The organism is Janthinobacterium sp. BJB301 (genome assembly GCF_002735685.1).
Taxonomy (GTDB): Bacteria; Pseudomonadota; Gammaproteobacteria; order Burkholderiales; family Burkholderiaceae_D; genus Janthinobacterium; species Janthinobacterium lividum.
Genome location: NZ_PDZJ01000005.1, coordinates 194,623 through 219,134 on the forward strand (window position 1 = coordinate 194,623; position 24,512 = coordinate 219,134).

The window sequence follows — 24,512 nt, forward strand, 5'->3', positions numbered from 1 at the left end:
CGCCTGCCATGTCTACACGCGCGTCTACGTCGTGGTTTGCTCGTTCAGTGTCGCACTGGCTGGGACCGCGCGCGTTGGCCTCGCTGGTGCTGGCGCTGTGCCTGGGATTGACGTATGGCGCCTGGCGCAATGCCGACGACGCCAGCGAACAGCAGGTGCAGGCCGATTTCGATTTCCGCGTGCGCGAACTGGTGGGCAATATCGTCGGCCGCATGCAGACCTACATCCAGGTGCTGCACGGGGTGCAGGGCCTGTATGCCAGTTCGCAGGAAGTCACGCGCCGCGAATTCCATGCCTATCTGGCGGTGCAGCAAGTGGACCGCCACTTTCCCGGTATTCACGGCATCGGCTATCTGCCGCTGCTGTCCGGCGCCGCCCTGGCACGGCATGAGGCCAGCGTGCGCGCGGACGGCTATCCCGGCTATGCCGTGCGTCCGCACGGCCAGCGCGATTGGCATGCGCCCATCACTTATCTGGAACCTTTGAGCGAGAGCAACCTGCTGGCCTTCGGCTATGACATCGGGTCCGAATCCGTGCGCCGGGCCGCGCTGGAGCAGGCGCGCGACACGGGGCAAGCCGCGATGACGGGCAAGATCCACCTGGTGCAGGATGGCGGCAGCGCCCGGGCGCATGGCTTCCTGATCGTATTGCCCGTGTATGACAATGGCTTGCCGCACGCCAGCGTGGAGCAGCGGCGCGCCGCCTTGCGCGCCTGGGTGTTTGCGCCGTTCCGCATGGGTGATCTGATGGCGGGCGTGGGCGGCGAGGGCGCGCGCCAGCTGGATCTGGAAATCTATGATGGCGCGCAACTGGCCGAGGCGGCCCTGATGTATGACAGCTTGCCGGGCGCCTTGTCGTCTGCCGCTTCGGACAGCCTGGTGTCGCAGCAGGCGATCACCATCGCCGGCCATGCCTGGACCTTGCGCATGCGCGCCATGCCGGGCTTTGATGGCGAACTGCTGGCGCGGCCCCGCCTGGTGGCCTGGACCGGCTTGCTGGCCAGCATCGGGCTGGCGCTGGCCACCTGGCTGCTGGCGGCGGGCCGCGCCCGCGCCCAGGCGGCGCTGGCGCGCTCGAGCGAACTGACCGGCCAGCTGGAGCAGGGGCAGGCGAGCGTGCTGGCCATGGCCGAGGCGGCGCAGCGCAGCCAGGCCATGCTGCGCAGCATCCTCGATTCGACCATCGACGGCATTCTGGTCGACAATACCGATGGCCGCATCTTCACGTCGAACCGGCGCTTCCGCGACCTGTGGCAAGTGCCCGACGCGCTCGACTGGCAAGCCGATGGCGCGGCGCTGGTGCGCCATGTGGAAAGCCAGCTGGAGCAGGCGGCGCCGTTCCTCGGAGCACGCGCCCACGCGCCGCATGGCCACCGCGAGCGGCGCGACGTGCTGCACCTGCGCGATGGACGGGTGGTCGAGCAATATGTGCGCAGCATGCAACTGGGCAATGAACAGGCGCGCCTGTGGACCTTCCGCGATATCAGCGAGCGCAGCCAGATGGAACGGCGCGAGCATACGCGGCGGCAAGTGCTGGAAATGCTGGCCACGGGCGCGCCGCTGGAACGGGTGCTGGAAAGCGTGGTGCTGAGCGTGCAAGCGGACCATCCCGCCATGCTGTGCAGCATCTTGCTGCTCGATGAAAGCCGCCACCGCCTGGTGCTGGGCGCGGCGCCGAGTTTGCCTGCGTTTTTCAACCTGGCCAGCCATGGCCATGACCTCGATACCCTGCAGGGCGTGCATGGCATCGCCGCGCAAGCCGTGCGCGACGGCCAGCGCGTGATCGTCGGCGACCTGCATGCCGATGCGCAGGAAACGATGGAACTGGCGTGGCGGGCCCAGCTGCAATCGTGCTGGGCCGAGCCCGTGCGTGGTGGCTCGGGCAAGCTGCTCGGTGTGCTGATGGCGTATCACCGCCAGCCGACGCTGCCGGGCGCGGCGCATCTGGCGCGGCTGAGCGAGGCGGCGCACCTGGCCGGCATGGCCATCGAACAGGCGCAAGTGGCGCTGGCGCTGCGCGCCGGCGAAGCGCGTTTCCGCAGCCTGTACGACCATGCGCCCGTGGCCCTGTGGGAACAGGACTGGTCGGCCGTGCGCGCCGCGCTCGACGCCTTTGAACAAGCGGGCGTGCGCGACCTGGGCGCCCACTTCCAGGCCAATCCGGACGCGCTGCGGCAACTGGCGGGGCTGGTGCGCATCATCGATGCGAACGGCGCCGCGCTGGCGCAGGTGCGCGCCAACGAGGACGACCAGCGCCGCGGTGCGCTGGGCCTGGCGCAGAATTTCGACGACAGCGCCTTGCCCCGTTTCGGCGACGCGCTGCTGGCGCTGGCTGGCGGCGCCCACCTGTACGAGTGCGAGAGCAGCTTCGTGCGTCTCGACGGTGCGGCGCGGCAAAATGAATTGAGCTTGCTGGTGATGCCCGGCCATGCGGACAGCCTCGATTTCGTCATGGTGTCCTCGCTCGATATCACCGAGCGCAAGCGCATGAACGCGGAACTGCTGCAACTGGCTACCACGGATTTCCTGACCGGTTTGCCGAACCGGCGCCACTTCATGGCGTCACTGGAAAACGAGCATGCCCGCTTGCAGCGCGAGCTGGCCAGCTGCGCCAGCGTGCTGATGCTCGACATCGATCACTTCAAGCGCGTCAACGACGAGTATGGCCACGCCGTGGGTGATGCCGTGCTGCGCCACCTGGGCGCGCTGATGTGCCAGGCGCTGCGCAAGGTCGACGTGCCGGGCCGCGTGGGCGGCGAAGAATTCGCCATCCTGCTGCCCGGCACCGACCTGTCGGCAGCGGCCGTGTTTGCCGAACGGCTGCGCCGGCGCGTGGCGGAAAGTTCGCTGACCATCGATGGCGGCATTGTGATCACCGTCACGGTGAGTATCGGCATGGCCGCCATGGCCGGCACCGATGCCGATTGCGACGCCGTGCTGGCGCGCGCCGACGAGGCGCTGTACCGGGCCAAGCGGGGTGGGCGCAACCGCATCGAGCAGAATGACGGCGGCAGCGACGGCGTGCTCAGCAAGTTCATGGCGCAATGATTACAGGCTGTGCTGACGCGCTTGCGCCTGCTTGCGGTTGCGGCTGACGATCAGCCAGACGATGGCGACGGGAATGAGCAGCGGCAGCAGCACGGGCGTGCTCAATGCCAGCGCCAGTACCACGCAGAGCGCCACCACCGCGATCAGCACCACGCCCACGCCGGCCAGGACGACGCCGGTGATGACGGCGGCGCACACCACCGCAATGGCGGCGATCAGCAAGCCGCCGCCGGCAAACACCAGGCCGAACAGCCATTCCAGCGGACCGTCGACATCGTCGCCGTTGAACTGCATGTGCATGTCGCTGCCGCCGATCTTGTCGAGGAACAGGCAGGCGAGCATGACGATGAGGACGAAGGTGAGCAATTTTTTCATGGTGAGCCTCAGTGTGTGGGTGATGGGGTGTTGCATGATCACACTGTAGGGGCGCGCCCGGCTTGCCGCCAGCGGCGTGCGACAGGCCGTCATTTTCACGGTATGGAAGGCGCTGGCGGGGCGAAAAACGCTGATCTGGAACAAGATTTCTTTTCTTGTAATGTGCGCAAGCCGTCCTATACTGAATACCTCAGTCTCGCAAGGAGGGCAACATGCTTTTGTTTGCAGATACCGGGGATCAATCGCTATCCCCCCCTGACCATCGAATCACGCGCCAGCGTAGCGCCACGCAGTCCTGCGCCGAGCCCGTCGGCGCGCCATCGGCGATACCGCCGATCATCATCACCCCATTCAACTACCATGCACCGCTGCCGGCCATCGACCCGCGCTGGGTGCCGCCCGGTCCTCCGCTGACCTGGCCCAACCGGCCTGCCATGTCCATGTGTTGAGGCGGCTATAAAGCGTTGCCGTCCATGCGATGGCTGGTTGTGAAAAAAGCCCGCGTTGCGGGCTTTGGCTTGCGCATGGCCGTGTTATGACGCTTTGCGGCGCAGCATGAAACCCAGCAGGCCCAGACCGGCCAGCAGCATGGCGTATGTTCCCGGTTCCGGCACGGCGGCGATGTAGGCGTGGTTGTCGCTTTCAAAGGCGTTCGTGTTTGGCGAATGGAAGGCGACCGAGGTGAAGCTCGCCCCTTGGCCGGCCCAGGCGTTGATATACAGGCCGACGGACTGGTCGCCATTCGGGCTGACGCCGCCCAGGGCGGCCATTTGCGAACCGGTCAGGACGACTGTGCTGCTGTCGCCCATGGTGAAGACGATGCTGTTGTACGTGTCGGGCGATCCCATGTAAAAGCCAAAATAGCTGAGCCCGCCGCTGAAGGTGGCCGTGCCTGGCGTGATCTGGCCATCCGAGACGCCGACGGAATAGAAGGCCGTCAAGTCATTTGGAGGTTGCGCGGCGTAGCTGGGGTGGTTGCTGGTAAACACGGCGCCCGTGTAGTTGCCGGGTAGTAAACCATCGTTGAAATTGATCGTCGTGGCGCCTGCGACCGAGGTGACAAGGCCTTCCCCTGCCAGTGCCGTGCCGCCGGCAGTGAAGGTGGGGACGGCGCTTGCGGTACCTGCGGCGACCGTCAGCGTGGCCAAGGCCAGCGTAGTCAAGATTTTCATGTGAGTCCCTCTGATAAGTATAGTTATATGCAGCGGTAATGGACGATAGAGATGCCTGGCGTGGCGGGGCAATGCGGCGTGCGGGGACGAGGGACGTCGCGTGAGAAAAGAATTTCTTGGAGCCAAGCATTACTACATGCAATATTTAAATACAAAAAACACAATTCAGATTGCAAAATAATAATAGGTTTACTTGAGAAATATCAAAGCTCGATTACTAGAATAAAGCTACTACATTGATAGCTTGTCTTCTTGCCGGGATCGACTATGGCGGGCCGCGCCTTACCTTGCGGCAAGGCGGCACGGGTGGGCGTTTTCGACTATCATGCTAGCCCCGACCTTCCATCACGAGCACCGCCATGAGTACCGATTTTCCCGACTTTTCCGACGAAGCAGCCGAGCAAGACAATGACGCCCCGGTCCAGGAGCCGCGCCTGTGGGTAGGCAATGGCTGGACGGCGCGCGTGATCAAGAACGAGGAAGATGAGGGCTGGGCCGTGGCCATGATCAAGGATGGCGAACCGGAGCCGGCCCTGGTGGGCCCATGGACCATGGGCCGCGACAAGAAAAACCCGAAGCCGCTCGACGTCAACGCGTTCAACACGCTGGTCAAGACGGCGTCGGAAGTGCTGCGCCGCCACGAGCAGCAGCTGCATGCGCAATTGCACAAGAACCTGTTCGTCGCCACCGACGAGGGGCAGATCAAGGTGATGTTCGACATCGTGCCCGACGAAGAGCACCCGTACGCGGAACTGAGCGCCTACGACGCCGACGGCGAGCAGATCGCCAAGGTGCGCACCTCGGCCGCCTTCAAGTTCAACGCCACATCAGCGGCGAATTGGATCGAAGGCGGCTACCGCCGGCCAGGCTAGCAAAATCTACTGCGCGGCACGCTTTGCGGCCTCCGATGCTCGCTGTACTTAAGTACAGCTGCGCTTCTCGGCCACAAATCGAAGCCGCTCGCTACGATTTTGCTACGCCTGGTTCCAGGACTACACCGCCGCGCCTTCGGGCGCGGCCTGCATTTCCACCTCGTCTTCCCTGCGGTACGCCAGCCGGTACAGCAGCGGCAGCACCAGCAGGGTCAATGCCGTCGAAGATAAAATGCCGCCGATCACCACGGTGGCCAGCGGACGCTGCACTTCAGCGCCCGTGCCCGTGGCGATGGCCATCGGCACGAAACCCAGCGACGCCACCAGCGCCGTCATCAGCACGGGCCGCAAGCGCGTGATCGCCCCTACACGTATCGCCTCCTGCAAGGGCATGCCCTGTTCGCGCAGCTGGCGGATATAGGCGATCATCACGAGGCCGTTCAGCACGGCCACGCCGGACAGGGCGATGAAGCCGACTGCGGCCGAGATCGACATGGGAATGTCGCGCAGCCACAGGGCGACGATGCCACCCGTCAAGGCGAACGGGATGCCGCTGAACACGAGTAAGCCATCCTTCACGTTGCCGAACATGGCAAACAGCAAGACGAAGACGAGGGCCAGCGCCACCGGCACCACCAGCTCCAGGCGTTTCGTGGCCGACTGCAATTGCTCGAACTGGCCGCCCCAGCTGGTCCAGTAGCCGGGGGGAATGGCCACCTGCGCTTGCAGCTGCTGCGTGGCGTCGGCCACGAACGAGCCGATGTCGCGCCCGCGCACGTTGGCGCTGATGACGATGCGGCGCTTGCCGTCTTCGCGGCTGATCTGGTTCGGCCCCGGCGCCACTTGCAGGCTGGCCACTTCGCCGAGCGGGATGAAGCGCGCACGGCCTTCCGCCGCCGCGCCCAGGGGCAGGGCGATGGGCAGGCGTTTGAGTTGCTCCAGGTCGCTGCGCAGGCTGTCGGGCAAGCGCACGACGATGTCGAAGCGGCGGTCGCCCTGGAACAGGGTGCCCGCCTCCTGCCCGCCGATGGCCGTGGCAATCGCCGACTGCACGTCGGCAATGTTGAGGCCATAGCGGGCCGTCTGCTCGCGGTCGATCTGCACCGTCAGCATGGGCAGCCCCGTCGTCTGCTCGACCTTCACTTCCGTGGCGCCCGGAATCTTGCCCAGCACGCCAGCGATCTTCGCCGCCGTGCCGTCGAGGACAAGCATGTCGTCGCCGAACAGTTTCACGGCCACGTCGCTGCGCACGCCGGAAATCAGTTCATTGAAGCGCAGCTGGATCGGCTGCGAAAACTCGTAGTTGTTGCCCGGCAAGCTGGTGGCCGTCGCTTCGATTTCCGCCAGTAATTGCTCGCGCGATTTCCCGGGTTGCGGCCACTGGTCGCGGGGCTTGAGCATGATGTAGCCGTCGGAAATATTCGGCGGCATGGGGTCGGACGCGATCTCGGCTGTACCCGTGCGGGCGAACACGCGCGCGATTTCCTTGTGGTTTGCCATCAGCTTGCGTTCCAGCTGCTGCTGCATGGCCAGCGATTGCGTCAGGCTGGTGCCGGGGATGCGCAGGGCCTGGATGGCGATGTCGCCCTCGTTCAGGCTGGGCACGAATTCGCTGCCCATGCGCGTGGCCAGCAAGCCCGACAGCACTACGGCCACGGCCGCGCCCGTCAGCACGACGGGCGTGTTGCGCATCACCTTGTCCAGCAGCGGCGCATACCAGCGCTTGGCGGCACGCATGATGGCGTTTTCCTTTTCCGCCACCTTGTCGCCGATAAACAGCGCCACGGCGGCCGGGATGAAGGTGATCGACAGCAGCATGGCGCCCAGCAGGGCGATGACGACCGTCAGGGCCATCGGCGTAAACATGCGGCCTTCCACGCCCGTGAGGGCGAAGATGGGCAGGTATACGACCATGATGATCAGCTGGCCATACAGCAAGGGGCGGCGCGCTTCTTGCGATGCCGCAAATACTTCGTGAAAACGTTCCTGCAAGGTCAACGGCCGTCCCAGTTTCTGCTGCGCATGGGCCAGGCGGCGCACGCAGTTTTCCACGATCACCACGGCACCATCGATGATGATGCCGAAGTCCAGCGCGCCCAGGCTCATCAGATTGGCGCTCACATGGTATTGCACCATGCCCGTAAACGTGAATAGCATGGCCAGCGGAATCACCATGGCCGTGATGACGGCCGCGCGGATATTTCCCAGGAACAGGAACAGGATGGCGATCACCAGCACGGCCCCTTCCAGCAGGTTTTTCTTCACCGTATTGATGGCCTTGTCGACGAGCACCGTGCGGTCATACACGGTGACGGCGTGCACGCCTTTCGGCAGGCTGCGGTTGATCTCCAGCATCTTCTTGTCGACGGCTTGCGAGACGGCGCGGCTGTTCTGGCCGATCAGCATGAAGACGGTGCCGAGCACCACTTCGCGGCCGTTTTCCGTGGCCGCGCCCGTGCGCAGCTCGCGTCCCAGCACCACGTCGGCCACGTCGCGGATGCGGATCGCCACGCCCTGCACATTGGCGACGACGATGTTGGCAAGGTCGCTTTTTGATGCCACCTGGCCCGGCGCGCGTATCAGCAGTTGCTCGCCCTGCCTTTCGATGTAGCCGGCGCCCACGTTGCTGTTGTTGCGCTCGAGCGCCGTCACCACGTCTTGCAGGCTGATGCCGTAGGCGGCCAGTTTTTCCGGATACGGCGCCACCTGGTATTGCTTGGCGTAACCGCCGATGGCATTGATTTCCGTGACACCCGTGACATTGCGCAACTGCGGCTTGATGATCCAGTCCTGGATTTCGCGCAAGTCCGTCGGCGTGTAAGGCGTGCCATCGGGCTTTTTCGCGCCGTCCTGCGTTTCCACCGTCCACAGGTAGATTTCGCCGAGGCCCGTGGAGACGGGCCCCATCTTCGGCGTGATGCCGGCCGGCAGACTTTCCTTGGCTTCCTGCAAGCGCTCGTTGATCATCTGGCGCGCAAAATAAATGTCCGTGCCATCCTTGAAGATCACGGTGACCTGCGACAGGCCATAGCGCGACAGCGAACGCGTCTGTTCCAGGTTGGGCAAGCCGGCCATGGCCGTCTCGATGGGGAACGTCACGCGCTGCTCGGTTTCCAGCGGCGAATAGCCGGCGGACTGGGTATTGATTTGCACCTGCACATTGGTGATGTCGGGCACGGCGTCGATGGGCAGCTTTTGATAGCTGTAGATGCCCAGGCCAGCCATGGCGGCCACGGCCAGCATCACCAGCCAGCGCTGGTCGATGGCGAAGCGGATCAAGCGTTCAAACATGATGGTTTCCTTAGCCTTGGCGTGATCAGTGTTCGTGACCGGCGGAGTCCTTGCCCAGCTCGGACTTCAGGACAAAACTGCCTTGCGCCGCGTAGGGCGTGCCGGCGGCCAGCCCCTGCTTGATGTGCGTCAATGTGCCATCGCTGCGGCCCAGCACCACGGGCGTGGCCTGGTAGCCATCTTTCACCTGCACGAAGACGACGGGCTTGTCTTCCACCGTCTGGATCGCCGTGCTGTGCACGGTGACGGGCGCGTCCGCTTCGCCGGAGACCACTTCCACCGTGACGAAGAGGCCCGGGCGCCAGGCCATGTCCGGGTTCAGCAAGCTGATGCGTGCCTTGGCCGTGCGTGTCTGCTCGCCCAGCAGCGCGCCCACATAGGTGATCGTGCCTTGCGCGCTGGCATCGAAGGCGGACGCCTTCACTTCCGCCTTGCCTCCCATGCGCACGGTGGCCAGGTCTTTCGCCGGCACGGCGATTTCCGCCCACACGGTCGACAGGTCGGAAATGACGAAGATGTTCGCGTCTTCCTTGACGGCTTCGCCCAGGGTGATATGTTTTTCCAGCACCATGCCGTCGAACGGCGCGCGGATGTCGTAGCGGTTCAGCGGACCCTTGCTGGCCCCGGTCCCGGACCCGGAACCACTGGCGCCCAGCGCGCTGAGCTTTTGCTGGGCGTTCTGCACGGCGATTTCCGCTTCGCGCCACGCTTGCTGCGCCTGCAGGTAATCCTGTTCGGCCGAGATTTTTTCGCGCCACAGCTTTTCTTCGCGCTCATAGGTGGAACGGGCCAGCGCCAGCCGCCGCTGCGCCGACAGCAGTGCGCTGCGTTGTTCCGACAGTTCCGTGCTGGCGATGACGGCCAGCACTTGTCCCTTCTTGACCAGCTGGCCCAGGTCCGCGTGCACGGCTTCCACCACGCCAGCCAGGCGCGGCACGACGTGGGCCGTGCGGTCTTCATTGAAGCGGATTTCGCCGGGCAGGGCGACCGTCGTCTTGATGCGGCCAGGCGCGGCCGTGGCGATGACGACGCCGGCTGCCTTGCTTTGCGCAGCCGTCAATTCCAGCTTGCCTTCCACTTCTTCGTGGCCGTGTTCATCTTTCTTTTCAGTATGTGCTTCGGCCTTGGCGGCAAGAGCAGGAGGAGCGCTGGACTTGCCTGTGCCGAGGATGAGGATTGCCAGGACGATGCCGGCGGCGGCGATGGAAGCGATGGCGATCGCCTGCTTTTTGTTCAGTGTGATATTCATGGTCGGGGATTCCTTACAGGGGAGCTGGTGTGCCCAGCAGGCGCTCGATGTCGGCGGCGGCGTGCTGCGCTTCCGTCAGCGCGCGCAGGTATTGGTTTTTGGCTTGCAGCAAGGTGCGCTGGGCATCGAGCACGTCGAGGAAGGCGAACTTGCCGAACTCGAAGCCCTTGCTGGCCGCGTCGTAGGCGCTCTGGGCGCCAGGCAAGATGTCCTGGCGCAAGCTTTCCACGTCGAGCCGGGCCGTGGCCAGGCGTTCGGTGGCGGCGGCCACGTCCGTTTGCACGGCGATGCGGGCGGCGGCCAGCTCGTCGCTGGCCTTGTCGCTGCGGCGCAGGGCATCGAGCTTGTTGCCCGCATTGCGGTCGAACAGGGGCAGCGGCAAGGCCAGGCCGATGATGGCCTGGTTGCGGCCCAGCTCTTCCGAACGCTTCATGCCGATACTGACCGTGACGTCGGGCGTGGCGCGCCGCTGTTCCACATCCAGCATGGCTTGCCGCTGGGCCAGCGCGCTTTGCGCCTGGCGCACGGCCGGGGCCTGAGCCAGGCGCGCCGCCAGTTCGCTGGCCGGGGGCAGCTCGGGCACGGTTTCCAGGCGTCCCTCCGCGAGGGTAAAACGTGGCGTGGCGTTGCCCCACAGGGAGGCCAGGCGCTTGCGGGCGCTGGCCAGGGTGCTGCGGGCCAGGTTCAGCTCCAGCCGCACGCTCGCTTCGGCGACCCTGGCGCGGGTTTCCTCGACGGGCGAAGCCTTGCCGGCCGTCACCCGGCGCGCCGTGATGTCGCTGGCGCGCGCGGCCAGCGCCTGCGCGCTGTCGGCCAGGCGCAAGCCTTCCTGCGCCGCCAGCACGTCGACAAAGGCGGAAGTCACGGCGGCGCGGGTTTCCGCCTGCTGCAGTGACAAGCCCGCTTGCGCCAGGTCTTCGCCACGCTGGGCGACGGCGGCGCGCGCCCCCCGTTTGCCGCCCAGTTCGATGAGCTGGTTGAGCTGCACGGTGGTGCTGCGCGAGGCGCGCCGCGTGTCTTCCAGCACGGTTTGCAGTTCCGGATTGGGCAGGGCGCGCGCCTGTTGCAGGGCCCCCCCTTGCGCCGCCAGTTCATGGCGGGCAGCGGACAAAGTGGCGTTGCCGCCCTCGGCCAGCAGCAGCGCAGCAGGCAAGGTCAGGGGGCCGGCAGGCTCCTGTGGAGCTTGCGCATGGACAAAGTTGCCAGCCAACAGGCTGGCGGAGAGTAATAACAGATAGATGGATCGGTACATCGAATTCTCCAAAAGCATGGAAAAGAATTCGACGGGACGCGCAGGCTGGCGCCTGGCTTACTGCGAAAAGTGATTGAAACGTCCCGTCGGCCTAGGTGGCCGACGACCAGTCAGGGCGCTTGGGAGCGTCCGGGATGTGGGAAGCGTAATAGAAGGGGGAAGTGTCCGCATTCACGGAAGCCGTGTCGCCGATGGGCAGGCTGGAGCCGGCCGGCAGCCATGCATGGCCGATGCCGTGGCAGACGTTGCAGTCGCTGTGCGGCTGGCCTTTTTTCTGCTGGTCCGCCACTTTTTTGTCGCCAAAGGGCTGCTTGTCCGCATCGGCCTCTGCCTTGTGCTGGTGGCTGTGGTGGCCCAGGTGCTGCGCCGCCTTGCCTTCCTCGTGCAGGCAATACGCGCTCGCCGCAGCCCAGGACATCTGGAGCGGAAGCACGAACAGCAGCAAAATGAGGAAGAATCGGCGCATGGTGACGACTATTGTACAGAAAGTAGCAAGGCTGCGCTGCGCTTAGCGCGGCTGGGCACGCCACGCCTTCAGCTGCGCGGCGATGGCCTTGCCCTGGAACAGCTGCGGCTCGGAATGCTCTTCCGTCTCCATGCCGCCTTCGCGGAAGTCGGCCGCTTCACGGGCCTGCACCAGCACCTTGGCCTTGTCGAAGGCTTCGGCAAAGCCGGCGCTCCTGGGCAGCGCTTCCTTGAAATATGCTTCGCTGAAGTAGGTAAAATCGTTCTGGTCATCGCAGCCGAACGAGGTGCGGTCGCTGCGCGCGGCCGTGATGATGAGGGTGTTGTCATCCTTTAGTGGCGCAATGAAGCCGCCCGCATAGCAGGCCGAGATCACGATGACCTTCCAGCGGATGCCGCTGTGCTTGAGCATGGATGCCAGCTCTTGCGCGGGCAGGCTGTGCAGGTCCATGCCGTTTTGCGCCAGCGCCAGCTCGTGCTCGGGCGAGCCGTGGCTGGTGAGGAACAGGAACAGGATATCGTTATTCTTGTCCATCTTCGCGCCCAGGGCATCGAGGCTGGCGGCGATGCTGGTGCGCGTGGCCATCGGCTGCTGCGCCACCGTGTTGCGGCTGTTGACCAGCATCAAGGAGCGGCCTACGGTGCCATAGTCGCGGTCGAACTGGCGCTGCACGAAGGCCGTTTCGCGGTGAAACACTTCCTGCGCGCCATCGCCGGCCACGCCCAGCAGGTACAGATTGATCTTTTTCGCCGCATCGCGCGGCAGTACACGGGCCAGGCTGCGTTCCAGCAAGGATTGCTGGCCGTACAGGGCCAGCTCGATATTGTCGCGCGTGAGCTTGTCCAGGGCCGGATCGTCCAGCTGGCCTTCCGTCCAGTTGCCGCTGTCTTCGCGCCGTCCATCCGCCTGCGCCACTGCATAGCGCAGCACGCCCTTGCCGTCGAACTGGCCATTCTTGAAGCCGCCCCGGTATTCGTCGCCCTCGGCCGTGCGCAGCACGCCTTCGCCTTCGAATTTCCAGTCTTTCAGTTCGCCTTCGTAATGGATGCCGTCGCTGGTGGTGACCCTGGCCTTGCCCTGCACCTGGCCCTGGACGAATTCGCCTTCGAAGACGGTGCCGTCCGTGTCGGTCAGCTTGCCGGCGCCATGCGGGCGCCAGTGCTTGAAATGGCCTTCAAAGGTGGCGCCATCGGCGCCCTGGAAGCGGCCTTGGCCCTCGAAGCTGCCCTTGACGAAGCTGCCCGCATAAATCTCGCCCTTGGGCGAGGTGTAGCGGCCGATGCCGTCGAAGGCACCCTGGCGGAAGGCGCCCGTGTATTCGACGCCGGAAGCCTGGCGCAGCCTGCCCTGGCCGGAAAACACGCCGCGCGCGAAGCCCCCTTCGTAAAACGCGCCGCTCGCGTATTCGAGCCGGCCCTGGCCATGCATCTTGCCCGCGACGAGGGGGCCGAAATAGCGTCCGCCATCGGCCGTTTCCGCCGTCGGCGCCTTGGCTGGCGCGGCGCACAGCGGCGGCATGCCCAGCGCGGCAAAGGCCAGCAGGCCGGCGAGGGTGTAGGGGCGAAGCGAGGCGCGTAGCGTGGCAGTCATGAGGACGGTCTGGTCTGTAGGAAGGGGCCTAGTCTGCCACTGTATTGCCATCGTGGCAAATGCGCGCGTGGCGTGTGTTGCTCTGCTTCAAGGCAAGATTCTCCGTTTTATGCCGTGCCAAGGCTGGGCTGAACTGATAATATTGATTTTCAGAACATATACTTGCACAAGGTACATAGTCACCCATGGAAAGCCGTCTCAGCCGCCTGGAAGCCGTCCAGACCGTGTTGCTGGAAATCGGGCAGCGCTCGAGCACCTGCAGCGATATCAGTGAATTCCTGCAGGCGGTGCATGCAGCCTTGGGGCGCATCATGTATGCGGCGAACTTTTACGTGGCGCTCAGCGACCGTGACGACGGCCTCGTGCGCTTTCCCTATTTTGTCGACGAATTCGACGCCGCGCCCGATCCGGACGAGGGCGTGCGCCTGGCCAGCGCCGCGCAGTCGCCCACGGCGTGGGTCATCGTCAACCGCAAGCAGCTGGTGATGACGGCCGACGACGACGCCATGCGCGCCATCGGCGGCGGCGCCTGGGGCGGCGGCACGGCGGCCGAGCACTGGATCGGTTGTCCGCTGCTGGACCAGCAGCACCAGGTGCTGGGCGCCATCGTCATCCAGAGCTATGACGCGCAGCACCGTTTCAGCCTGGAAGACCAGGCCCTGTTCGCGCTGATCGCCACGCACGTATCGAGCGCCCTGCAAGGCATGCAAAGCATGGACCGGCTGGAAAAGGCGGTGCAGGAGCGCACGGCCCTGCTGGCGCACGAGGTGGCCGAGCGGCGCCGCGCGGAAAACCTGCAGCATGCGCTGTATGAAATCGCCAACCTGTCGGCGCAGGCTTCCGATGCGACGACCCTGTACGCGCGCCTGCACGCCATCATCAGCGAGCTGGTGACGGCAAAGAATTTCCTCATCGCCCTGTACCACCCGGACAACAAGGACATCACGATCCCGTATTTCGTCGACGAGAAGGATGCGCAGGCGCCCGTGAAACGCTTTCATTACGGCATCGGCATGAGCTCGTATGTGCTGGCGCGCCGGCAAGCCTGTCTGCTGGATGCCAGCAGCTATGCGGCGCTGGTGGCCAGCGGCGAGATGGACGAGCCGCTGGGCAATGTCGGCATCGCCAGCTGGATGGGCGCGCCCATGCTGCTGGGCGACCGGAAATATGGCGTGATCATCGTGCAAAGCTATGACACGTCCGTCGTATATGGCCAGGCGGAACTGGACGTTCTGGCCTTCATGGCCAGCCATGTGGCCGTGGCGATGGCGCGCATCCAGGCCGACAACGCCATGCGCCAGGCCAAGGAAGCGCTGGAAGAGCAGAACGCGGCCCTGAACAGCGCCCTGAGCGCCTTGCAGGAAGCGCAGTCGGAACTGGTGCGCCAGGAAAAACTGGCTTCGCTGGGCCGGCTGGTGGCGGGCGTGGCGCATGAAATCAATACGCCGCTGGGCATATGCGTGACGGCTACCAGCCACCTGGTGCAGGAATTGAAGCTCACGCGCGAAGACCTGGAAGGGGGCCAGCTCGATGAAGATGGCTTGCGGCAATTTTTCGACATCATCGACCAGACCCTGCGCATCATGACGACGAACACGCAGCGTGCCGCGGCGCTGGTGCGCAGCTTCAAGCAGGTGGCCGTGGACCAGTCGTCGGACGAATTGCGCAGCTTTAACTTGCGCAAATACCTCGATGAAATCCTGCTGTCGCTGCAGCCCAAGCTCAAGGGCAAGCCGATCAAGGTGGACATCGATTGCGCGCCCGAGGTGCAGCTGCGCAGCTATCCGGGCGCCGTTTCGCAGATCGTCACGAACATGGTGGTCAATTCACTCGTGCATGGCTTTGCCGAAGGCGAACCAGGCAAGATCAAGATCAGCGTGCGGACGGCCGGCGAGATGCTGGAACTCGACTACAGCGACGACGGCATGGGCATGGACAGCGCCACCCTGGGCCAGCTGTTCGACCCCTTCTTCACGACCAAGCGGGGCTCGGGCGGCAGCGGCCTGGGCGCGCATATCCTCTACAACCTGGTGACGGGGCCGCTGGGCGGCACGGTGAAGGTGGTCAGTGCGCCGGGGATGGGATTGCATTACAAGATACGCTTTCCGCTGGAGCCAAAGAGTGCTTGAAATTTGAAACTTGAAAACAGCGGGCCGGAGACGCGGGCCTGAGAAAATGCCGATGGCGGCGTTGCAGCTCCTTGCCGTACATGCGTACTGTCTGCGTCGCTGCGCCTTGCCCTCGACATTTTTCAGGTCCGCTTGGCCCGGAATGCCCGTGTTGGGGGCGCGGGCCGAAGCGTGTTTTGCCGGCGTGCGTACCGCTCGTGGGGCCTACTAGTCAGGAAAACGTTGATTCAGCGCAAGCGCCTCATCCAGATTTGCAATCAGCAATTCCACATACTGCGGATCGAGGTGGCTGCCGCTTACTTCGCGCAGGTAGCCCACCACGCGCTCCAGGGGCCAGGCATCCTTGTAGCAGCGCTTGTGCATGAGGGCGTCGAAGACGTCGGCCACGGCGGCGATGCGCGCGTATTTGTGGATGTGCTCGCCGACCAGGCCCTGCGGGTAGCCGCTGCCGTCGTATTTTTCATGGTGCTGGTGGGCGATCACGGCGGCCGCCTTCAACAGCGGGCGCTGCGAGCCGTCGAGGATGGACATGCCCACCGTCGGATGCTGCTTCATGATTTCCCATTCGGCCGCGTCGAGCTTGCCCGGTTTGAGCAGCACGGCGTCGGGCGTGGAAATCTTGCCGATGTCGTGCATGGGCGCCGCGTGGCGCAGCACCATGGTTTCCTCTTCCGACATGCCGGAGGCCTGCGCCAGCAGCTGGCACACTTCAGCCATGCGGCGCACGTGGTTGCCGCCTTCGTGCGAGCGCGATTCGACCACGTCGCCCAGGCGCAGGATCAGCTCGGCCTGGGTATCGGTGATTTCCTGCGTCAGCAGGATGTTGTCGAAGGCGATCGCCACGCCGGAACAGAAGACTTCCAGCAATTGCGCGTCGAGGTCGGAAATTTCTTCCACGCCTTTCAACACCAGCAGCGAGGCCTTGCCGCTGCTGTTGGGAAAGTAGCCCACATAGGTGTCGCCGTGCAGGCGCGAGATCTTGTTGCTCTTGGCATCGTCCAGCTGTGACAGCAGGGACGGGCTGAGGATGCCGTCGTCCGTGTCGCCGATCTGCGCGAGGATTTCATAATCCTGTTCGCCCGAGATGGCGCTGGCGCCGCGCAGGCGCAGCAGCATGCTCGTTTCCAGGCGCAGCAGGGCGACGACTTGCTGCAGCAGGCCGCTGGCGAAGTCGCGCAGGTTGCGCTGCTTGAAAATGTGCGCCGAGGCGGCGATGACGCGCTCAAGCCCCTCGCGGTAATGGAGCTGGGCCTGGCGCGCTTCTTCCACCTTCATGATGTCGCGGTAGGCGCGCAGGGCGGCAAAGGTGGTGGTGAACAGCTTGGTGCGGTCCAGTTCCGTCTTTTCCTTGTAGTCGTTGATGTCGTAGTTGACGATCACCCGTTCTTCCGGCGCCTGTCCCGGCTGTCCCGTGCGCAGCACGATGCGCGTAAACTGGTTGCCGAGGTCTTCGCGCATCCAGCGCGCCACTTCCAGGCCGCTGTCTTCGCGTTCCATTACCACGTCGAGAAACACCAGCGCGATGTCTTCTTCGCGCGCCAGCACCTGCTTGGCCTCGGCGCCGCTGTATGCATGCACGAAACTCAGGGCGCGGCCTTCCAGGCGAAAACGGCTCAGCGTCAGTTTGGTGATGTCGTGGATGTCGGGTTCATCATCGACGAGCAGGACTTTCCAGGGAGGTAACTTGGGTGAGGCTGAAGACAAAAATGACATAAGGGCGAGTTCCGCTAAAAGGCATAACTGACGCAATGCTGAGACGCCCGCGCCAGGCTTGCCTGTGCGCCACTACTGGCGTTGCGCGTTTTTCGGGCGCATTTTATCGATTGTAGACTGACAGCCAAGTATTAACAACAAGCAAGAATAATTGACTAAATTCATGCAACATGCATATCAAAAAAGCACTTTAAATCCACGCTGGCGACACTATGTATACTTTATCGCTTAGGCAACTATATTTTCAAGACAATACTTTGTTTTAATTAATATTGCCAATGAATCTGGAAAAAAAGTCTGTGTCTGCGCCATGTTCGTTACACGGCGCAAGAAAAGTAACAATGTATTAGTTTCTCTTTAGAATGAAACACATCGCGCTATATTAAAACGTAAAGAATGGCCGGAGCGCCATCCACATTCCTGAAAGGATTCATCATGAAAACGAAAACGACGCGTACCTTCATTGCTGGTCTTGCCTTGCTGGCGAGCACCGCCGCCTGGGCGGGCACGGAAGTGCATTTCACCAAGCCGGAACAATTCACGGACCTGTCTTTCGATCAGACGGAGCGTGAGAAAGTGCTCAAGGACTTGACGGCGCATTTCGAGAAACTGGGAGAGTCGCTCAAGCCTGGGCAAACCCTGAAGATCGATGTGACGGATATGGACATGGCTGGCCGTGAAAATCCCGCCATGCGCTCCACCCAGGATTTCCGCGTGATGACCGGCGGGGCCGATTGGCCGCGCATGCGCCTGCACTATGTGCTGGAGCAAGATGGCAAGGTCATCGCCAATGCCGATGCAGCCCTGTCCGATATGTCCTATCTGACGCGCATCAACCGCTATTCCAGCGGCGACAAGCTGCGTTACGAGAAACAGATGATCGATGACTGGTTCTCGAGCACGTTCGGCACGCAAGTGAAGCGTCCGGCACGCAAGTAAGCATGCCAGTCGGGAGGGCGGCCGGCGATTCCGGCTGCCCTCCCGGGCACGCACAGACATTGCGCTACAGAAATTTTCACTTCAGGCTATAGTCGCTCCAGCTGCCGCGATGCGCGGCAGCATGGTGCTACCTGGCAGTCGGACTTTCTGAAAGGGATGGATATGCGTATTTCCAAGGGCATGAAAACGTGGGTCGCTGCAATGGCTTTGCTTGCCAGCAGCGGCGCCTGGGCAGGAGTGCAGGTGAGCTTTGAGCAGCCTGACAAATATACCGACGTGCCGTTCAGCCCGAGCGACCGCCAGGTGGCCCTGGATGGATTGGCCGATCACTTCCAGTTTCTCGGCAAGAGTTTGCGGCCGGGACAGGAACTCAAGATTGAGGTGACCGACGTCGACCTGGCAGGCCGTGAAGATCTCACACGCCGCGGCGCCTCCACCATCCGCGTGATGGATGGCCGCACCGACTGGCCGCGCCTGCGCCTGCGCTATACGCTCGCGCAAAACGGCAAGGTCATCGCCAGCGGCAACGCCTATTTGTCCGATATGTCTTATTTGCAGCGTCTGGGCCGTTATTCCAGTACCGATGCACTGCGCTACGAGAAACAGATGATCGACGACTGGTTCAGGAATACCTTTGATATCAAGCCCCGGGGGCGCAGCAAGCCCGTCGTGATCTTGCCAGCGCTCGAAGTGCAGGGCAAGTAATCAACGCGGCTAATCAACGCAAATAAGCCTGTTCGATGCGCGCCAGCTGGCCGTTCTGCCGCAGGGCCAGCAGGGCGGCATTCATCTGCGCAACGAAGTTGGCCTTGTAGGCCGGGGTGTTGCGCGCGCTGTAGGCGATATAGGTGGCTTCGGACGACAGTTCCAGTACTTCGTGCAATTGAAAGCCGTAGCTGCCCAGTTCGCCTTGCAGCTGGCGCGCCGTATGGCGTGCAGCGCCACGGTCGCTGGCGTAGCAATCGATGCGCCGCAAGGCCAGTTTTTTCAGGTTGGCTTCATTACCCTTGGCCGCTTCCAGGCGCAGCAGCCCCTCGCGGGCCGGCGCCATCAGTTTTTCCGAGAGCAAAAAACCTGTATTGACGCCGATGGTGAGGCCGGCAAAGTCGGCGGGAAACCGCGTGCGCGGCGTGCGCATGACGGCATCATGGCAAAACAGGACCACTGATTCGCGGTACAGCATGGCCGAATACGGTTGCACGTACGGCCGTTCCGTTTTGCGTCCGGGTGGAAACAGGCCGAAAACCTGGCCCTTTTCCAGCGCGGCTAGCCCCCGTTTCCAGGGGCGTGGCTGCAGTTCCAGCCGGTAATCGGGCATCGCACTGGCTGCCAGGCGCAGGATGTCGATATACATGCCCTTGAAAACGCCGTTTTCCACATAGCTGTACGGTGCATAATCGTCGTCGCCATACAGGATGACGGTTTGCGGCGCGGCATGGCCGATGCCGGGTGCCGCCATCGCGCAGGCGGCCAGCAGGCAGGCGCCGGCGTGGCGCAGGTTGATTTTGCATGTCATCCTGATAAGCATACAGGATGATGGCCAGAATGTACCGCGCCTCAGTCGATCCAGTTTACCTGCGGGAACTTGCTGCCGAAATCTTCCGCCATGGGCACGACCTGGCTGAGCTTATAGTTGAAGAACACAAAACCGGACTTGGCCATGGCGATCAGGGTGTTGTCGCGCGGGCGCGTGATGCGGAAGGTGATGTCGCCGCCATACTTGTTGAAATCCATGACGCCCACTTCGAACAGCAGCTGGTCGCGCGCATGGGCTTCGGCGCGGTAGGTGGTGGCCAGGTCGGTGACGATGATGCCGGTGCCGTCCGCTTCGATGTCGCGCACGCCATATTCGAACAGGAAGCGGGCGCGCGCCTCGGAAATCATGGAAATCATGGAATCGTTGCCGAGATGGTTGCCGGCATTGATGTCCGTCGTGCGTACCGTCAGTTGCGAGGAATAGCAGTACTGGTCTTCAGGAAATTCAAGTTTCAAACGGGCCATGGTGTTCTCTTGGTCTGATGCGCAGGGCGCGGCGGAAATGTCAATTCTAGCCGGTTCCCCGCGTCCCGTCGAAAAATGCCCTCAGCCGCGTGCGTGCCGTCCGCTTCACTGGCACGCAGGTTTGCGTACGCCTATTTACGGACGATCTTGTACACCTTGCCCGTGCCGCTCAGCATGTACAGCTCGTTTTGACCATCCTGGCCAAACGACAGGATGTTACCCACGTTCGCAATGCCCCAGTCTGTCACGGCCGATGCCGTGCCATTGCTGTAGCTGAAACTCTTCAGCCAGCCGCTGCAGTAGTCCGAATACAGGTACTGCCCCGCCAGTTCCGGCAGAGCCGCCCCCCGGTACACATAGCCGCCCGTGATCGAGCAGCCGCCGGCCGCATCGTGGCCGTATTCGATGGCGGGCAGGACCAGTCCCGCCTGGTTGCAGCTGGCACTGTTGTAGCAGTGCGCGCCTTCCATGATGTTCCAGCCATAGTTGTTGCCCGCCTGGCCCACGGGACGGACATCGACCTCTTCCCAGTTGCCTTGGCCCACGTCGGCGAGGTACAGCAACTGGGCCGGCACATCGAAAGCGTAGCGCCACGGGTTGCGCAAGCCGTAGGCCCAGATTTCAGGGCGCCCGCCTGCCGCCGCAAATGGGTTGCCCGGCGGAATGGCATACGGTTGGGCGACGCTGCTGGCGTTGACGTCCAGGCGCAGCAGTTTTCCCAAGAGCACGTTGGTGTTTTGCGCATTGCCGGGCGGGTCGCCCGCGCTGCCGCCATCGCCCGTGCCCGCATACAGATAGCCGTCCGGCCCAAAGCTGAGCAAGCCGCCATAGTGGTTGCTGAACGTGGGATGGGCAATCGTCAGGATGGTCAGCGCGGACAGGGGATCGGCCACGTTGGCGTTGCCAGCCGACACTTGCCGCCGCTCGATGACGATATCGCCGGCCAGGTTGGTGTAATACAGGAAGAAATAGCCATTGCTGGCGTATTGTGGATGGAAGGCCAGCGACAGCAAGCCCCGTTCGCCGTTCGTGGTGGTGAGCGTACTGATGTCGAGGAAGGGCGTGGCCAGAAGGTTGCCATTTTGCATCACACGGATGCGGCCGGCCCGTTCGATGATGAACAAACGGCTGTCGCCGGGCGGCGCCGTGAGGAAGATGGGCGCGCTCAAGCCGCTGGCCACTTCCTGCAGCCCCAGGGCCAGCGGCGTGGCGGCCGCATACAGGACGCTGGCGCTGGCCGTCTCCCCCGCATTGACTTGCACCTGCTGCGTGACGGGCGTGGGCGCCAGCGTCCCCGTGCCTTGCGCCACGCTGGCGGCGCTGAGCGTGTAGGCGCCGGGCGCCAGGCCGGTGAGCGTGGTGCTCGCCGTCAGCGCCTTGCTGTATGACGCGGGACCGCCCACCGTGACGGCGCCCGCCACGCCGGCAGGCAAGCCGCCGATGCTGACATTCAGGCTGCCGGTGCCGGCGGCAGGCGGATGGTGGCCGCTGCCCCCGCCACACGATGTCAGCAGGCTCAGGCAGCAGGCCAGCAGCAAGGCTGGCCAGGCAGGGGAAAACCGGGATAGGAAGTGGCGCATGTCAGTCTCCTGCGGGAACGATGAACGGCTGCACGGTATGGCGCTAGGTTTGCTGCAAGAATGCGCGTTTTGGCGTCGGCATGATTGAGCTTGCGCAAGCATACCCCGCGTGGCGGCCGCACTTCCGTGCGCTGCTGCACCGTGCGGCGGCATCGGACAAATGCGCCGCGTTTTCAGACAAGCGCGGGTCCAGCGGCACCGCCGCGCCCGCAGCCGCCCGATAATGGCGCATCTGAAACCGAGCAGGAATGACACACATGAAAACCAAAGCCGCGATTGCCTGGAAGGCGGGCGCCCCGCTGACCATCGAAGAAGTCGACCTGGCCGGCCCGCGCGCCGGCGAAGTGCTGGTCGAGCTGAAAGCCACGGGCATTTGCCACACCGATTACTACACCCTGTCCGGCGCCGACCCGGAAGGCATCTTCCCCGCCATCCTCGGCCATGAAGGCGCCGGCGTCGTCGTCGACGTGGGCCCGGGCGTGACCACCCTGAAAAAGGATGACCACGTCATTCCCCTGTACACGCCGGAATGCCGCCAGTGCAAGTTCTGCCTGTCGCAAAAGACGAACCTGTGCCAGGCCATCCGTTCCACGCAGGGCCGCGGCCTGATGCCGGACGCCACCAGCCGCTTCTCGCTGAATGGCCAGCCGCTGTTCCACTATATGGGCACATCGACCTTCTCGAACTACATCGTCGTGCCGGAAATCGCTCTCGCAAAAATCCGCTCCGACGCGCCGTTCGACAAGGTGTGCTACATCGGCTGCGGCGTGACGACGGGCGTGGGCGCCGTGCTGTTCTCGGCGAAGGTCGAGGCGGGCGCCAACGTGGCCGTGTTCGGCCTGGGCGGCATCGGCCTGAACGTGATCCAGGCGGCGAAGATGGTCGGCGCCGACAAGATCATCGGTATCGACATCAACCCGGCGCGCCAGGCCATCGCGCGCAAGTTCGGCATGACGCATTTCATCAATCCGAATGAGGTGGAAAACGTCGTCGACGCCATCGTGCAACTGACGGATGGCGGCGCCGATTACTCGTTTGAATGCGTGGGCAACACGACCCTGATGCGCCAGGCGCTCGAGTGCACGCACAAGGGCTGGGGCAAGTCTTTCATCATCGGCGTGGCGGCGGCCGGCCAGGAAATTTCCACGCGGCCATTCCAACTGGTGACGGGGCGCGAATGGCGCGGTTCGGCCTTCGGCGGTGCGCGGGGGCGCACGGACGTGCCGAAGATCGTCGACTGGTATATGGAAGGCAAGCTCAATATTGACGACCTGATCACGCACCGCCTGAAGCTCGAGGATATCAACCAGGGCTTCGACCTGATGAAAAGCGGCGAATCGATCCGTTCCGTGGTGCTGTATTAAGCGCGCTGGATTGAGCTGAATGTACTCATTGCGCAACACTTGACGGACGGGGCAGGGCGGCAGGCTGTACTTCGCTGCCTGCCCCTGCTAGTGTGAAGACATCCGCCTTGCTTTGGGAGCCGTCCATGTTTGCCACTGCCTACCTCGCGACCTTGCGCCGCATGTTGCCCGTCTTCCTCGGCGCGGCCCTGTCTTCCCTGCTGGCCCTATGGTGGAGCAATGCCGCCAGCCTCGCCACGCCCGCCATCTGGCTGGCGCTGCTGGCCACGTATCTGCTGTGCGCACTATTGTTTACGCCGCTGGCCCGTCAGAGCCGCCAGCTGGCCACGCGCCACGTGCGCCACGGCAAGCCGCGCTGAAGGCCTAGCGCGCCGTGCTGGAAAAGCGCTCGCGGTAGTCGCGCGGCGTGATGGCAAGTTTCTTTTGAAACAGGCGGCGCAGCCTCTCCTCGCTATGCAAGCCCGCCTGCACGGCCACCTGTTTTAAGGAGGACACATTGTCCTCCAGCAAACGGCGCGCCACTTCGAAGCGGGCCGTGTCGATGAATTCCGTGGGACTGGTGCCCGTTTCGCGCTGGAACACGCGCGTAAAATTGCGCTCGCTCATGGCCAGCCTCGCCGCCAGCAGCGGCACGGTGAGCTCTTCGGCAAGATGTTCCATGATCCAGCCCTGCAACTGGCGGATGGTCGGATGCGTCGTCATCTGGCTCGACAGGTGCACGGAAAACTGCGACTGGCCGCCGGGCCGCTTCAAATACACCACCAGGTCGCGCGCCACTTCCAGCGCGATATCGCGGCTGAAATCGTCTTCCACCAGGGCCAGCGCCAGGTCGATGCCGGCCGTCACGCCGGCCGACGTCCAGAATTTCCCTTCCCGCACGAAAATCGCATCGGCATTGACCTGTATCAATGGATAGCGCTGGCGCAAACTGTCCACGGCGCTCCAGTGCGTGGCCGCGCTCTTGCCGTTCAGCACGCCCGCCTCGGCCAGGAAGAAGCAGCCCGTGCACAGCGCCGCCAGGGTATCGATGCGGGGTGCCGCTTCGGCCACCCAGGCGGCGAGGGCGGGAATGTCCTGCAAGACTTGCTCGACGTGGTGGCAGCCGACGATGACGGCCAGGTCGGGCAAGCGGCTGGCATCGAGCGCCTTGCTGGCGTGCAGCGACATCAGGGTGTCCGATTCGACCGGGCCGATGGCCGTCGAGGCGATGCGCACGTCGTAGCCGCCGGGCAGGTTACGCAGGCGCAAATGGGTGTTGGCGTAGTCAAAAACCTTCATGGCGCCGATGGCTTCGAGTGCCTTGAAACCGGGATAGACGATGATGTCGACGGTGCGCAGGGGGAATTCTTTGGGGTTTTGCTTGATCATGCGATATGCGCGAGGGGGATAAATACTGCCATAATGCAACAACGGCGATGGCGTAGGTTAGCATGAAATAATCCGCGCGCCCGCTGGCTCCCCACCCATCGGAT

The 24,512-nt window shown here is 63.6% G+C and carries 20 protein-coding genes; 8 read left to right on the forward strand and 12 right to left on the reverse strand.

Annotated elements, in window-relative coordinates; translation table 11 throughout:
- The first annotated feature begins 47 nt into the window (after window positions 1–47).
- Complete coding sequence (locus tag CSQ91_RS24980) at window positions 48–3,047, forward strand: sensor domain-containing diguanylate cyclase (RefSeq protein WP_257217469.1); 3,000 nt, start codon at window positions 48–50, stop codon at window positions 3,045–3,047.
- Here CSQ91_RS24980 and CSQ91_RS24985 read toward each other — a convergent pair whose 3' ends face one another.
- Window positions 3,048–3,422, reverse strand: a complete 375-nt coding sequence (locus CSQ91_RS24985; protein ID WP_052140298.1) for a hypothetical protein — start codon at window positions 3,420–3,422, stop codon at window positions 3,048–3,050.
- Between the two features lie 212 nt (window positions 3,423–3,634).
- Between CSQ91_RS24985 and CSQ91_RS28795 the strand changes: the two genes are divergently transcribed.
- Entirely contained in the window at window positions 3,635–3,871 is a 237-nt protein-coding gene (locus CSQ91_RS28795; protein ID WP_143451093.1) for a hypothetical protein, read from the forward strand.
- A gap of 84 nt (window positions 3,872–3,955) precedes the next feature.
- On the opposite strand, the gene CSQ91_RS24990 is transcribed toward CSQ91_RS28795, so the two are convergent.
- A complete protein-coding gene (locus CSQ91_RS24990) occupies window positions 3,956–4,594 on the reverse strand; it encodes an Npun_F0296 family exosortase-dependent surface protein (RefSeq protein ID WP_052140293.1) in 639 nt (212 codons plus the stop codon).
- 359 nt (window positions 4,595–4,953) lie between these two features.
- Here CSQ91_RS24990 and CSQ91_RS24995 point away from each other — a divergent pair, with 359 nt between their 5' ends.
- Complete coding sequence (locus CSQ91_RS24995) at window positions 4,954–5,466, forward strand: hypothetical protein (RefSeq protein ID WP_099389915.1); 513 nt, start codon at window positions 4,954–4,956, stop codon at window positions 5,464–5,466.
- Window positions 5,467–5,586: 120 nt separating this feature from the next.
- Here the strand turns inward: CSQ91_RS24995 and CSQ91_RS25000 are convergent, their stop codons facing one another.
- From CSQ91_RS25000 to CSQ91_RS25020, 5 genes are all read right to left on the reverse strand, one after another.
- Entirely contained in the window at window positions 5,587–8,757 is a 3,171-nt protein-coding gene (locus CSQ91_RS25000; protein ID WP_099389916.1) for an efflux RND transporter permease subunit, read from the reverse strand.
- A 25-nt stretch (window positions 8,758–8,782) separates the two neighbouring features.
- The gene (locus CSQ91_RS25005; RefSeq protein WP_099389917.1) at window positions 8,783–10,006 is read right to left on the reverse strand and encodes an efflux RND transporter periplasmic adaptor subunit; all 1,224 of its coding nucleotides are present in this window, start codon (window positions 10,004–10,006) and stop codon (window positions 8,783–8,785) included.
- Between the two features lie 13 nt (window positions 10,007–10,019).
- Window positions 10,020–11,258: a TolC family protein gene (locus CSQ91_RS25010; RefSeq protein WP_143451094.1), complete on the reverse strand. Its 1,239-nt coding sequence runs from the start codon at window positions 11,256–11,258 to the stop codon at window positions 10,020–10,022.
- A gap of 91 nt (window positions 11,259–11,349) precedes the next feature.
- Window positions 11,350–11,724, reverse strand: coding sequence for a cation efflux protein, CzcI family (gene czcI, locus CSQ91_RS25015; RefSeq protein WP_099389918.1), 375 nt, complete (start codon window positions 11,722–11,724; stop codon window positions 11,350–11,352).
- A gap of 42 nt (window positions 11,725–11,766) precedes the next feature.
- Entirely contained in the window at window positions 11,767–13,314 is a 1,548-nt protein-coding gene (locus CSQ91_RS25020; protein ID WP_180278511.1) for a C13 family peptidase, read from the reverse strand.
- A 185-nt stretch (window positions 13,315–13,499) separates the two neighbouring features.
- Between CSQ91_RS25020 and CSQ91_RS25025 the strand changes: the two genes are divergently transcribed.
- A complete protein-coding gene (locus CSQ91_RS25025; protein WP_034784320.1) occupies window positions 13,500–15,443 on the forward strand; it encodes a GAF domain-containing sensor histidine kinase in 1,944 nt (647 codons plus the stop codon).
- Window positions 15,444–15,650: 207 nt separating this feature from the next.
- Here the strand turns inward: CSQ91_RS25025 and CSQ91_RS25030 are convergent, their stop codons facing one another.
- Window positions 15,651–17,156, reverse strand: a complete 1,506-nt coding sequence (locus tag CSQ91_RS25030; RefSeq protein WP_070259910.1) for a DUF3369 domain-containing protein — start codon at window positions 17,154–17,156, stop codon at window positions 15,651–15,653.
- A gap of 435 nt (window positions 17,157–17,591) precedes the next feature.
- Here CSQ91_RS25030 and CSQ91_RS25035 point away from each other — a divergent pair, with 435 nt between their 5' ends.
- A complete protein-coding gene (locus tag CSQ91_RS25035) occupies window positions 17,592–18,095 on the forward strand; it encodes a DUF3016 domain-containing protein (protein ID WP_099389979.1) in 504 nt (167 codons plus the stop codon).
- Between the two features lie 162 nt (window positions 18,096–18,257).
- Window positions 18,258–18,800, forward strand: a complete 543-nt coding sequence (locus CSQ91_RS25040; protein ID WP_257217470.1) for a DUF3016 domain-containing protein — start codon at window positions 18,258–18,260, stop codon at window positions 18,798–18,800.
- A 13-nt stretch (window positions 18,801–18,813) separates the two neighbouring features.
- Here the strand turns inward: CSQ91_RS25040 and CSQ91_RS25045 are convergent, their stop codons facing one another.
- From CSQ91_RS25045 to CSQ91_RS25055, 3 genes are all read right to left on the reverse strand, one after another.
- A complete protein-coding gene (locus CSQ91_RS25045; protein WP_180278512.1) occupies window positions 18,814–19,611 on the reverse strand; it encodes a substrate-binding periplasmic protein in 798 nt (265 codons plus the stop codon).
- A gap of 41 nt (window positions 19,612–19,652) precedes the next feature.
- A complete protein-coding gene (locus CSQ91_RS25050) occupies window positions 19,653–20,096 on the reverse strand; it encodes a thioesterase family protein (protein WP_034784316.1) in 444 nt (147 codons plus the stop codon).
- A 131-nt stretch (window positions 20,097–20,227) separates the two neighbouring features.
- The gene (locus CSQ91_RS25055) at window positions 20,228–21,676 is read right to left on the reverse strand and encodes a PQQ-dependent sugar dehydrogenase (RefSeq protein ID WP_099389922.1); all 1,449 of its coding nucleotides are present in this window, start codon (window positions 21,674–21,676) and stop codon (window positions 20,228–20,230) included.
- A 257-nt stretch (window positions 21,677–21,933) separates the two neighbouring features.
- On the opposite strand from CSQ91_RS25055, the gene CSQ91_RS25060 reads away from it, so the two are divergent.
- Complete coding sequence (locus tag CSQ91_RS25060; protein WP_034784313.1) at window positions 21,934–23,040, forward strand: S-(hydroxymethyl)glutathione dehydrogenase/class III alcohol dehydrogenase; 1,107 nt, start codon at window positions 21,934–21,936, stop codon at window positions 23,038–23,040.
- A gap of 125 nt (window positions 23,041–23,165) precedes the next feature.
- On the forward strand, window positions 23,166–23,399 hold the full coding sequence (locus tag CSQ91_RS25065) for a hypothetical protein (protein ID WP_034784311.1): 234 nt from the start codon (window positions 23,166–23,168) through the stop codon (window positions 23,397–23,399).
- A gap of 4 nt (window positions 23,400–23,403) precedes the next feature.
- On the opposite strand, the gene CSQ91_RS25070 is transcribed toward CSQ91_RS25065, so the two are convergent.
- On the reverse strand, window positions 23,404–24,408 hold the full coding sequence (locus CSQ91_RS25070; RefSeq protein WP_099389923.1) for a GlxA family transcriptional regulator: 1,005 nt from the start codon (window positions 24,406–24,408) through the stop codon (window positions 23,404–23,406).
- Window positions 24,409–24,512: the final 104 nt, after the last annotated feature.

Coding starts and splice junctions, on each gene's coding strand:
- CSQ91_RS24985 (WP_052140298.1), bottom strand. CDS start 3,422: ATGAAAAAATTGCTCACCTTCGTCCTCATCGTCATGCTCGCCTGCCTG.
- CSQ91_RS28795 (WP_143451093.1), top strand. CDS start 3,635: ATGCTTTTGTTTGCAGATACCGGGGATCAATCGCTATCCCCCCCTGAC.
- CSQ91_RS24990 (WP_052140293.1), bottom strand. CDS start 4,594: ATGAAAATCTTGACTACGCTGGCCTTGGCCACGCTGACGGTCGCCGCA.
- CSQ91_RS24995 (WP_099389915.1), top strand. CDS start 4,954: ATGAGTACCGATTTTCCCGACTTTTCCGACGAAGCAGCCGAGCAAGAC.
- CSQ91_RS25000 (WP_099389916.1), bottom strand. CDS start 8,757: ATGTTTGAACGCTTGATCCGCTTCGCCATCGACCAGCGCTGGCTGGTG.
- CSQ91_RS25005 (WP_099389917.1), bottom strand. CDS start 10,006: ATGAATATCACACTGAACAAAAAGCAGGCGATCGCCATCGCTTCCATC.
- CSQ91_RS25010 (WP_143451094.1), bottom strand. CDS start 11,258: ATGTACCGATCCATCTATCTGTTATTACTCTCCGCCAGCCTGTTGGCT.
- czcI (WP_099389918.1), bottom strand. CDS start 11,724: ATGCGCCGATTCTTCCTCATTTTGCTGCTGTTCGTGCTTCCGCTCCAG.
- CSQ91_RS25020 (WP_180278511.1), bottom strand. CDS start 13,314: ATGACTGCCACGCTACGCGCCTCGCTTCGCCCCTACACCCTCGCCGGC.
- CSQ91_RS25025 (WP_034784320.1), top strand. CDS start 13,500: ATGGAAAGCCGTCTCAGCCGCCTGGAAGCCGTCCAGACCGTGTTGCTG.
- CSQ91_RS25030 (WP_070259910.1), bottom strand. CDS start 17,156: ATGTCATTTTTGTCTTCAGCCTCACCCAAGTTACCTCCCTGGAAAGTC.
- CSQ91_RS25035 (WP_099389979.1), top strand. CDS start 17,592: ATGAAAACGAAAACGACGCGTACCTTCATTGCTGGTCTTGCCTTGCTG.
- CSQ91_RS25040 (WP_257217470.1), top strand. CDS start 18,258: ATGCGTATTTCCAAGGGCATGAAAACGTGGGTCGCTGCAATGGCTTTG.
- CSQ91_RS25045 (WP_180278512.1), bottom strand. CDS start 19,611: ATGACATGCAAAATCAACCTGCGCCACGCCGGCGCCTGCCTGCTGGCC.
- CSQ91_RS25050 (WP_034784316.1), bottom strand. CDS start 20,096: ATGGCCCGTTTGAAACTTGAATTTCCTGAAGACCAGTACTGCTATTCC.
- CSQ91_RS25055 (WP_099389922.1), bottom strand. CDS start 21,676: ATGCGCCACTTCCTATCCCGGTTTTCCCCTGCCTGGCCAGCCTTGCTG.
- CSQ91_RS25060 (WP_034784313.1), top strand. CDS start 21,934: ATGAAAACCAAAGCCGCGATTGCCTGGAAGGCGGGCGCCCCGCTGACC.
- CSQ91_RS25065 (WP_034784311.1), top strand. CDS start 23,166: ATGTTTGCCACTGCCTACCTCGCGACCTTGCGCCGCATGTTGCCCGTC.
- CSQ91_RS25070 (WP_099389923.1), bottom strand. CDS start 24,408: ATGATCAAGCAAAACCCCAAAGAATTCCCCCTGCGCACCGTCGACATC.